Annotated in this window: 8 protein-coding genes and 1 pseudogene; 3 read left to right on the top strand and 6 right to left on the bottom strand. The window is 67.8% G+C overall.

What is annotated here, in order from left to right; all coding sequences use genetic code 11:
* The first annotated feature begins 44 nt into the window (after window positions 1–44).
* The 3 genes from QZV84_RS07130 (at window position 45) to QZV84_RS07120 (ending at window position 4,392) form a co-directional block, all read left to right on the top strand.
* Window positions 45–1,547 carry a carboxylesterase family protein gene (locus QZV84_RS07130; protein WP_292827462.1) on the top strand — a complete coding sequence of 501 codons (1,503 nt, stop codon included), beginning with the start codon at window positions 45–47 and terminating at the stop codon, window positions 1,545–1,547.
* A 161-nt stretch (window positions 1,548–1,708) separates the two neighbouring features.
* Window positions 1,709–3,550 carry a pyruvate kinase gene (locus QZV84_RS07125; protein WP_292827459.1) on the top strand — a complete coding sequence of 614 codons (1,842 nt, stop codon included), beginning with the start codon at window positions 1,709–1,711 and terminating at the stop codon, window positions 3,548–3,550.
* 8 nt (window positions 3,551–3,558) lie between these two features.
* On the top strand, window positions 3,559–4,392 hold the full coding sequence (locus tag QZV84_RS07120; RefSeq protein ID WP_292827456.1) for a patatin-like phospholipase family protein: 834 nt from the start codon (window positions 3,559–3,561) through the stop codon (window positions 4,390–4,392).
* 68 nt (window positions 4,393–4,460) lie between these two features.
* Here the strand turns inward: QZV84_RS07120 and QZV84_RS07115 are convergent.
* The 6 genes and pseudogenes from QZV84_RS07115 to QZV84_RS07090 all read right to left on the bottom strand — a co-directional run.
* Window positions 4,461–4,601 (bottom strand): annotated as a pseudogene (locus QZV84_RS07115) (TetR-like C-terminal domain-containing protein); the annotation flags it as partial.
* A 192-nt stretch (window positions 4,602–4,793) separates the two neighbouring features.
* Window positions 4,794–5,138, bottom strand: coding sequence for a cytoplasmic protein (locus tag QZV84_RS07110; protein WP_292827453.1), 345 nt, complete (start codon window positions 5,136–5,138; stop codon window positions 4,794–4,796).
* Window positions 5,139–5,242: 104 nt separating this feature from the next.
* Entirely contained in the window at window positions 5,243–6,433 is a 1,191-nt protein-coding gene (locus QZV84_RS07105) for an aminotransferase class I/II-fold pyridoxal phosphate-dependent enzyme (protein ID WP_292827450.1), read from the bottom strand.
* Between the two features lie 274 nt (window positions 6,434–6,707).
* Complete coding sequence (locus QZV84_RS07100; RefSeq protein WP_292827447.1) at window positions 6,708–7,913, bottom strand: beta-ketoacyl-[acyl-carrier-protein] synthase family protein; 1,206 nt, start codon at window positions 7,911–7,913, stop codon at window positions 6,708–6,710.
* Window positions 7,914–8,018: 105 nt separating this feature from the next.
* Complete coding sequence (locus tag QZV84_RS07095) at window positions 8,019–9,704, bottom strand: AMP-binding protein (protein ID WP_292827444.1); 1,686 nt, start codon at window positions 9,702–9,704, stop codon at window positions 8,019–8,021.
* Window positions 9,705–9,745: 41 nt separating this feature from the next.
* A partial coding sequence (locus tag QZV84_RS07090) for a 3-oxoacyl-[acyl-carrier-protein] synthase III C-terminal domain-containing protein (protein ID WP_292827442.1) occupies window positions 9,746–10,071 on the bottom strand: 326 nt, incomplete at its 5' end.

Here is a 10,071-nt window from a genome sequence, read left to right as displayed (position 1 = left end):
GGGCGTCCGGTAGAACTCCACCTGCAAGCGATAGGAATGAGTGCATGACAGATACCGATACCCTCACCCTCGTCGAGGTCGACACCCGCGTGGGCCGCGTCCGCGGCGCCTGGCGCGACATCCCGGGTTCAGAGGCGCGCAGCGCCGCGTTCCTGGGCATCCCGTTCGCGAAGCCGCCGGTCGGTGAGCTTCGCTTCGCGGCTCCGGTGCCGGTGGAACCGTGGGAGGGGGTGCGCGACGCGCTCGAGTTCGGCGCGACCGCTCAGCGCGGCCACCCCGGCGTGACGCTCATCCCCGAACCCTCGGTCCCGGGCGAGTCGACGCTCAACGTGAATGTGTTCACTCCGGTGCCGGGGGAGGCGGATGCCGCCCTCCCGGTGCTGGTGTGGATCCATGGCGGCGGCTACTTCGCCGGTTCACCCGCGAGCCCCTGGTACGACGGACGCTCATTCAACCGCGACGACGTCGTGACGGTGACGATCTCGTACCGCCTGGGCTTCGACGGCTTCGGCTGGATCGAGGATGCCCCGTCCAACCGAGGCGTGCGCGACTGGCTGCTGGCACTTAAGTGGGTCCAGGAGAACATTTCGAGCTTCGGCGGCGACGCGGGACGCGTCACGATCGCGGGACAGTCCGCGGGTGGGGGGGCGGTGCTGACTCTGCTCGGCATGCCGTCGGCGCAGCACCTGTTCCACGGCGTGTGGACGGCGTCGGGTGTGATCGCCGACGTCGCCCCCGAGACGTGGCAGCGCGTCGGGCGCGATGTCGCATCGAGGGCCGGCGTCGCGCCGACGCGCGCAGCGCTGTCGACGGTGCCCGAGGAGCGGATCATCGAGGCGCAGAAAGCCGCGACCGACATGTCAGGGCCGGACGCGATGACGAAGGTGCTCGACGAAGGGTTGACCCTGGGCCCGGCGATCGACGGCGACCTCATCATCCGTCCGACGATCGAATCGCTCGCCGCGGGAGTCGGCGCCGACAAGCCCCTTGTGCTCGGTGCGAACGACGACGAGTTCTCGATGGTCGTCGCGGGTGCCAAGAACAAGCTCCGCTGGATCCCGCTGCGCATCCTGCTCGGCAAGTCCGGCCTCAAGGGCGCACAGCGCAGGGCGTACATCGCCGCCAACCGCGATGTCGTCGCCCGCGGACACGCCGCAGTCGTCGGTCGCTACATCACGGACCGCATGTTCAGGACCGCAGTCGTGAAGATCGCCCGCGCCCGCGGAGCGGCACCCACCTGGGTGTACCGCTATGCGTTCCGCTCGACGCAGCCCGGCATGGTCAACGGATCGGCGGTGCACTGCATCGACGTGCCGTTCTGGTTCGACTGCCTCGACTCGATCGACGTCGAGGCGCTGACCGGTCCGAACCCGCCGCAGTCACTCGCTGACCAGACCCACCGCGCCGCGGCGGACCTGATCGTCGGCGGCGACCCGGGATGGCCCGCGTGGTCGGGGTCGCCGGGTTCTACACGCGTGTTCGGCGGTCCCGCCGGGTCGTCGGCGGTCGATCCCGACGGATACGCAGGGGTCGCGCCACTGCTCTGACCCGGCCCCGAGATTCATGGCCTCATCGCGACGCCGAGATGAACACTTGGCTGCCTCGTCAGACCACTCCGTGTGCCTCAGGGTTTTCGTGCGAGTGTTGACGATGGCGCATGGTCCTCAGCGCGCCGCTGCGATATCCGGCGGACGGGAGCGGGTGAGCAATGCAGACCAGCGAGTCGGGCACTTACGAGACACTGCTGCAGGATGTCCGACTCCTGCGCCAGGACATCCTGGCGGCGGAGGTGCGGCATGCAGCGCAGATCGCCGCGGTTCGGCCACGTCACCGGTACAGCGCCACCAACCTCGTCCACTACGCGGAGTTGCGAGCGCACGACATCCGTGACCTCCAGAGACGCCTGTCCGAAGAGGGCCTCTCGTCGCTGGGAAGAACCGAGTCGCAAGTGCTGGCGGGCGTCGATGCGCTGATCGCGACTCTGACCCGGCTCGCCGGACAGGCAGATGGAACGCTCTCGCGGACGCCCGATACTCCCGATGGTGCTGAGCTGCTCTCACGCAACGCGGCGAGTCTTCTCGGACCGCGGCCGAACAGCCGACCCACGCGAATCATGGTGACGCTGCCGAGCGATGCGGCATCCAATCCGGCGCTCGTGCGCAGCATGCTCACCAGCGGCATGGACATCGCGCGAATCAACTGCGCCCACGACGGACCCGACAAATGGGCGGCGATGGTGGCGAACATCCGTGCCGCCGAAGCGGCGACCGGGCGCCGCTGCCTGATTTCCATGGACCTCGGCGGGCCCAAGCTCCGTACCGGGCCGATCCAGCGCGGCCCCGCAGTACTGAAGGTCAGACCGTCGCGCGACGCCGTCGGAAACCTGCTGCAGCCGGCACTTCTGTGGCTCGGAGCGCCGCCGTCGGATGCGATGGCACCCGTCGTGCCGGTCATCCCGCTGCAGGAGGCCGCATGGGCCGGGAGACGCCGCATCGGTGAGAAGATCCGCCTGGTGGATGCGCGGGGCTCCCGGCGCATCCTCACCGTCGAGAAGGCAGACTCGGACGGATGCCTGGTCTCGGTGCCGAAGACGGTCTACTTCGTCCCGGGTACCGCATTGTCCACCCGCAAGAAATCCGCGGCCGACGACGACACGGCTCATGTCGGACCGCTCCCGGCATTCGAGCAGTCGATGCTGATTCAACGCGGCGACATCCTCGTCCTGACCCGTGACCTCACTCCGGCCGAGGTATCCGCCGACGGCCCGCACCGTATCGGCTGCACGCTGGCGACGATCTTCGCGGATGCCCGACCCGGTGAGCGCGTGCTGCTGGACGACGGCAGGATCGGCGGGGTGATCACGGGCGTCGCCGCCGATGAGCTGACTGTGGAGGTGCGCCGCGCGGGCGTCAACGGCACCAGGCTCCGCGCCGAGAAGGGCATCAATCTCCCGGACACTCGGCTGTCCCAGTCCGCGTTGACGGCGCAGGACATCGAGGACCTGGCCTCCGTGAAGCAGCACGCGGACATCGTGGCGATCTCCTTCGTCCGCAGCGCCGCGGATGTCAGGGAACTGCTGCGACACCTGGACGATGTCCAGGACCACGCTTTGGACGTCGTGCTCAAGATCGAAACGGTCGCCGCCTTCGAGTCGTTGCCGCAGATTCTGCTGGAGGCGATGCGGTGGGAGGACATCGGAGTCATGATCGCCCGCGGCGACCTCGCTGTGGAAGCCGGCTTCGAACGAATGGCTGAGGTGCAGGAAGAGATCCTCTGGTTGTGCGAAGCCGCACACGTGCCCGTCATCTGGGCCACCCAGGTGCTGGACACCATGGCCCGCACCGGACTGCCTTCCAGGGCGGAGGTCACCGACGCGGCGATGGCCGAGCGAGCCGAATGCGTGATGCTCAACAAGGGACCGTTCATCGACGACGCGATCTCGATGCTCGCCGGAATCCTCACCCGGATGCAAGACCATACGCAGAAGAAGCGCACCCTGCTGCGACGGCTTCGCGCGTGGGACCTGGACGATGCCGACTCCGGTGAGTAGGGTGCACCATGACCAAAACGCGGGCTTTGGTGCTCGGCGGCGGCGGCCTGACCGGCATCGCTTGGGAGACCGGCATCCTGCTCGGCCTCGAACGACGCGGCATCCATCTGCGTGATGCCGACCTGATGGTCGGCACCTCAGCCGGGTCGGCTGTCGCCGCTCAGGTGGCCGGGCCGACGCCGCTCGAAGAGCTCTACGAAGCGCAGATCGAAGGGCGAGTCGATGAACTGCCGGGCAAGCTCGGGCTCTTCGGACTGCTCAAACTCATCGTCGCCCTGCGCGGCACGAAAGACGAGCGGAAGGCGCTGGCAAAGGTCGGCTCGATGGCATTGCGTGCTCGTACAGTCACGGAGCCGGTGAGGCGTGCCGTGATCGAACAGCGGCTTCCCGTTCAGGCCTGGCCGGAGACTTCGCTGACAATCCCGGCGGTGAACGCGACGACGGGCGCGTTCACCGTCTTCGACACGTTCAGCGGAGTGGAGCTCACTGATGCCGTTGCGGCCAGCTGCGCGGTCCCGATGGTGTGGCCCCCGGTCACCATCGGTGCGCAGCGGTACTTCGACGGCGGCATCCGCTCGGTAGCCAACGTCGACCTCGCCGCCGGCAATGACCGCGTGGTCGTCATCGCTCCGCAGACCAGGGGGCTTCGCAAGGGCACCACACCTGCGGAGCAACTCACGACGACTGGTGCGAGCGCATCAGTCATCGTGGCGCCAGACGCCACGACTCAGTCGGCAATGGGAAAGAACTCTCTCGACCCGAAGGCGCGTGCGGCGTCGGCTGTCGCCGGTCTCGACCAGGCCGATCGAGTGGCAGATGCGGTTCGTGCCGTCTGGGACTGAGTCGCAGTCGGGAGCTGCCGGCGCAATGATCGTCCTGGGCGTTGCAGGCGTGGGTGCAGACACGGAGCTCAGTCGGCGAAGTCTGCGGGCATGACGGCCATGATTGCGGCGGCGATCTCTTCAGGACTGCGCTCCACGACATCCGCCAGCCACCACGAGATCACTCCGAACAGGCCGTTGGCGATGAAGTGCGCCGTGACATCCGGGTCGCCGTTACGGACAAGCGAGCGCCTTCGTCGAGCAACTCGCGGTAAGCGGGGAGACGAGCTTGGTTCGGGTTCTCAGAACCCGTGCGTCGGCTCCACGACGTTCGCATAGAGCAGCATCCAGCGCGCTCCGGCCGTGCTACGACGCGGCCCCCGCGTGCGAGGCGGTTCCGCGGAATCGGAAATACGCCTGGGTCAGATGCTGGGCCCCAAGACGCGGTCGTCGACGACACCCGCCGCGTCGCCTTTGAGTTCGACGAAGATCGTGTGCGTCGCAGACTGGCCGATGTTGTCGCCGGCGTGGCGCTGGGCAGGAAGCCACACCGCTTGATTGGCGGGGATGTCGACTTCGCGTGCTCCTGCATCAGTGCGCAGCCGCCGCTGGAAACCGGTGAGTGTCACCATCACGCTGTTCGGATGCACATGAGGCGTTGTGCTTTCCCCGGGTTCGTCGCCGTATTCCAGGACTCGGACGAACTCGTTCTCGAAGATCGTGCGGTAGTGCGCCGGGTTGGTAGTCACCGGATCTTCCTCGGCCATGGTCGTAGCGTACTCCGCAACAAGCGCCGGGGGGGCCTCCCCGTCCTACGGAACGCTCCGTGGCGGGAAAGGTCCCCGCGGAGCCGGGCGCCTTCGTTCTCCGTCTAACCGACGCCGCTGCTGGTGGGCGCCTGTCGTCTTACGGCCGCGGCGAGTTGCTTGACGATGCGCTCGAGGATCGGTCGAGGGGTCCCGAAGATCAGGCGCGCGTAACCTATGCCGGCGGCGCCGCAGGAGCTGCCATCCGTGAGCTTCACCCCGGCTTCCCGGGTGAAGAAGTCCGCCGGGGACTCGCCGAGGTTCAGAGATCTGAAGTCGATCCATCCGACGTAGGTGCCCTCGGGAATCGGCATCCACAACGAGGGCAGCTCAGTGCCGAGCAGATCGATGAGACGGTCGCGATTGCCTGTCAGGTAGTCGAGAGTGTCGGCGAGCCACTCGCCGCCGTCTCGGAACGCCACCGTGTTCGCGATCACTCCGAGGTTGCTCGGTCCGCGCACCGATGACCCGAATCGATCCCAGTCCTCGCGGTCGCGATCGTTCGACAGCACCAGCTGCGCGCACTTGAGCCCGGGAAGATTCCACGCTTTGGACGCGCTCATCGCGGTGAGGGTGTGGGTGGCCGAGGCGCGAGAGACACTCGCGTAGGGCACGTGCGTGTGTCCGGGATAGACCAGCGGTGCCCAGATCTCGTCGGAGAAGACGGAGCCGTCATGGCGTTCGACGATCTCACTGATGTCCCGCAGCTCCGCTGCACTGAACACACGCCCGACGGGGTTGAACGGGTTGGAGAGCACCAGCAGGCGACCTCCCGAGGCGAATGCCCCCTCAAGCGCAGTGAGGTCGAACTCGTACCGTCCATCGACGATCGACAAGGGCATCTCGATGACCTCGACGCCGGCCATGTGCGCGACCCGCAGGAACGGCATGTACGAGGGCGTCGGCACGATGAGCTTCTCCCCCGGCACGAGCCGACGCGCCAACGCGAACTGGAAGGCAGCGATGACATCCGAGATGGGCTTCACATCCGAAGATTCGACCGACCAGCCGTACAGGTCGTCGACATAGGCGGAGACCGCATCAGCCAGGCCTGTCCCGAGACGTCCCGGCAGGTAGCCGAACATGCCCTCATCGATCGCTCGATGCAGCGCCGCCGCGATACGGGGATCAACCCCGAAGTCCATCTCAGCGACGAACGCCCCGATCGCACCGTCGTCCGAAGACCACTTGGTTGCGCCGGTTTCCCGCAGGCTCGCGAGCGAGATCGCGTCGATACGCCGAGCGAAATCCCCCATCACGGACTCTCCCCCAGGCTCGATCCGACCTCTCATACGCCGGCGTAGCTGTCGCGCCAGCCCAGCATACGGCGCGGACGAGAACCAGCCTGCCGCGACACCGCTCAGGCGAACACGAGTGGTTCAGGATGGCACAAGGATTGGGACGCGATCTTCGCCGTCATGAACGACGTCGCACGCAAAACCCTCGCGCCGTTCCGGATCATCGGGGCCGCAGTGCGCCCCGATGGCAACCACGGACAGCACGGCCTCGGCTTCAGCTGGGGCTGCGCGGTCACGGAGCGCTCAGCACGAGCGATACGTTGTGCCCGCCGAAGCCGAACGCGTTCACGAGGCCCGCGCGGTACGGACCGGTCCTCGTGCTGCGGACCACATCGAGAGCGATGCGCGGGTCGACCTCATCGACATTGATCGTGCCCGGAAGCATTCCCTCTCGCAGCGCGCGGGTCGTCACGAGCGCGCCGAGTGCGCCCGCACCGCCGAGCAGGTGTCCCACCATCGACTTCGTCGATGTCACCGCGACCGCCCCGAGCGCCGCATGGATGGCCTGACCCTCGTTGAGGTCGCCCGCCGGCGTAGATGTCGCGTGCGCGTGCACGAAATCGATGTCGCCCGGCTCGAATCCCGCCGACCGCAGTGCGAGCGTCATCGTGCGGGCCTGGTTCTCGGGGTCGGCGTTGACGATGTCGTACGCGTCCGAGGTGACGGATGCTCCGTCGAGCCATCCGTGTACCTGTGCTCCCCGGGCGCGGGCGTGCTGCTCACTCTCGAGCACGAGCAACGCGGCGCCCTCGCCGAGGACGAACCCGTCGCGGGCGGTATCGAAAGGCCGCGACGCGCGCTGCGGATCGTCATTTCGGCGCGACAGCGCGCGGGTCTGGGAGAGCGCGGCGACCGTCAGCGCGGTCACGCAGGCCTCCACCCCGCCGGCGACCACGACGTCGGCGTCTCCGGCGAGGATCATCTGCCGGGCCATCAGCAGCGCCTCCGAGCCCGACGCGCAGGCACTCACCGGCGCACGCGCTCCCGCGCGGGCACCGAGTTCCATCGACAGCCAGGCCGCGGCGCCGTTGCCCATCATCATCGTCACGGTGTGCGGGTAAACCCGTCGCGGCCCGCCCTCCCGCAGCCGTTCCACCTGCTCGAGCATGCTCGTGATGCCGCCGATCGCGTTGCCGATCACCACGGCCAACCGGTCCCGATCCACCCCCGGGCTGCCCGCGTGCGCCCACGCCTCCCGACCCGCGACCATGGCGAACTGCTGCACACGATCGAGCCGGCGCCTCTCCGGCACACTGATGCCCGCCAGATATTCGTCCGGCACGGTGGCGGCGAAGGTCACCGGCATCCCCTGCACCCAGGGCTCGTCGATCGGGCGCACCCCCGACTCTCCCGCCGTCAGCGCCGCCCACGACGACTCGGCATCGCCTCCCACCGGCGTCAAGGCTCCGAACCCTGTGATGGCGACCCGCGCGCTCACACATGCCCCGTTCCCGCGCTCGACGCGCTCATGGCGGGTCCACCGTCCCGACCACGAGCATCGGCATCGGCATCGGCATCGGCATCGGGATCGGGGTCGGTCGAGTCAGACACGGATGACACCCTCGGCTCTGAGCCTGTCGGCGATCATGTCGCGAAGGACATTCTTGCGCACCTTTCCGGGCGCTGTCCTCGGCAGGGAATCCACCAGCTCCACCCGTTCCGGCAGCTTCTGAACGGCGACGTCGCGAGCGCGCAGATACTCGCCGAGTGACTCCACGGTGGGTGCCGCACCATCACGGGGCACGACGAAGGCACACGCCTTCTCCCCCAGACGGGGATCGGGCATCGAGACGACGGCGACGTCGAGGATGTCGGGATGACCGGCCAGAAGATCCTCGACCTCTCGCGCGCTGATGTTGAGCCCGCCGCGGATGATGATGTCCTTCACGCGGCCCGTGATGCGCACGAACCCCGCCTGGTCGGCGAACCCGAGGTCACCGGAGAGGTGAAAGCCGTCCGGCGTGAGAGTCTCCGCCATGGCTGCGAGATCTCGGTAGTACCCCAGCATGAGGGAGGGCCCCTTGAAGGCGACATCGCCCTCAGACCCGATGGGGACATCCTGGCCCGCATCGTCCAGGATCCGCACTTGGGAGCCGGGCGTGGCGCGGCCGTCGGAGGTGACGGCACGCTCGGGGGGGTCGTCGGGCCCGGTCATGGTCGAGGCGAAGTTCTCGGATCGGCCGTAGATCGCGATGAGGTTCATTCGCGGGAAGACCGCACGCGCCTGCTGCACGATCGGCCCCGGGATGGGTGCTCCCGCGCATCCCCAGAACCGCATGCCGCTGACGTCGTGGCGCTCGGGGTCATATGCCTGCATCGTCGTGGAAAGGAACGTGGCCGCCGTCACAGAGATCGTGCACCCGTATGCCTCGATCCGGCGCAGACCCTCCTCCGGGTCCCATTCCGGCTGGAAGTGCGATCCTCCACCCGCCAGCAGCGGCAGGATCAGTCCGACGACCAGCCCGGTGGAGTGGGCGACCGGCGACGGGTTGAAGACCACATCGTCGGAGGTGACCCGCAGCTTCTCCATGACGGCCTTCGCTCCGGCATACATCGTGTTGAAGCTGTGAAAGCACCCCTTCGGCCGCGCTGTCGTCCCGGAGGTGTACACCAGCAGCGCGCCGTCGTCGGCGGCCGCGGTGGTGCCGAGCCCGGCATCCAGGTCGTCCACGTCACCCGCGACGAAGAGCGCCTCGAACTCGCGCACTCCCTCCGGCACGACGGTCGCGCCCGGCCTGATCATGATGATCTCCCGCAACGTCGGGGTCGCCTCGCGCAGCTGCAGGTACATGTCCAGGTAGTCGAACTTGTGGAACGTTGCCGGGCCGATCAGCACCTCGGCACCGGAGTGCTCCAGGATGTAGCCGACCTCGTCCCCTCGGAAGATCGGCATGATCGGTACGAGCACCGCGCCCAGGCGCGAGAGCGCCATCGCCACCACGCCGAACTCCGCCCAGTTCGGCAACTGCACGGCCACCCGGTCCCCGCGCCCGACACCCAGCCACGCCAGCCCTGCGGCCAGGCGGACGCCCTTCTCCCGCAGGCTCCCGTAGGTCAGCGTGTTGTTGCCGTCGGTGATCATCACCCGCTCAGGATGGGCCGTTGCGCCGTCGACGAGAAAGTCCCACAGCACCCGGTCCTGCCACCAGCCGTCGGCGTAGTATCTGCGCCTGTCGGCATCGGAATGCGGATTCCCGATGGCTGCGCCGTTGTCGATCATCTCGTTCATCTCTTCGCCACCTCTCGATCGGGATGCCTGCGGCATCCGGCTCACTCACCGGCGACCAGCGCGCCTGACTCGCTCACCGTCGTCAGGGCAGCCGCGTGGTACTCGCCGTCTCCGCCCACGGCGGCGGGGAGCTCCACCACCTGGGACGCGTAGCACAGGCCCGCGCCGAAACCGAACAGCAGTGCGGTCTGACCGCCGTGCGCGGTGCCCTCGCGCAACAGCCGCTCCATCGCAAGCGGCACCGAGGCGCCGGAGGTGTTGCCCGTATCGATGACATCGCGGGCGATCACCGCGTCCTCGCGCAAGCCGAGGGTGTGGGCCATGGTCTCCACGATCCGCAGATTCGCCTGATGCGGGATGAAGACGT

This window comes from Microbacterium sp. (assembly GCF_011620715.1).
Taxonomy (GTDB): domain Bacteria; phylum Actinomycetota; class Actinomycetes; order Actinomycetales; family Microbacteriaceae; genus Microbacterium.
Note: the sequence above shows the minus strand (reverse complement) of the source record. Positions and strands in the feature narration are given on the sequence as shown.

What these genes read in the sequence shown, in the direction of transcription:
- QZV84_RS07130 (WP_292827462.1), top strand. Translation starts at nt 45, where the DNA reads ATGACAGATACCGATACCCTCACCCTCGTCGAGGTCGACACCCGCGTG.
- QZV84_RS07125 (WP_292827459.1), top strand. Translation starts at nt 1,709, where the DNA reads ATGCAGACCAGCGAGTCGGGCACTTACGAGACACTGCTGCAGGATGTC.
- QZV84_RS07120 (WP_292827456.1), top strand. Translation starts at nt 3,559, where the DNA reads ATGACCAAAACGCGGGCTTTGGTGCTCGGCGGCGGCGGCCTGACCGGC.
- QZV84_RS07110 (WP_292827453.1), bottom strand. Translation starts at nt 5,138, where the DNA reads ATGGCCGAGGAAGATCCGGTGACTACCAACCCGGCGCACTACCGCACG.
- QZV84_RS07105 (WP_292827450.1), bottom strand. Translation starts at nt 6,433, where the DNA reads ATGGGGGATTTCGCTCGGCGTATCGACGCGATCTCGCTCGCGAGCCTG.
- QZV84_RS07095 (WP_292827444.1), bottom strand. Translation starts at nt 9,704, where the DNA reads ATGAACGAGATGATCGACAACGGCGCAGCCATCGGGAATCCGCATTCC.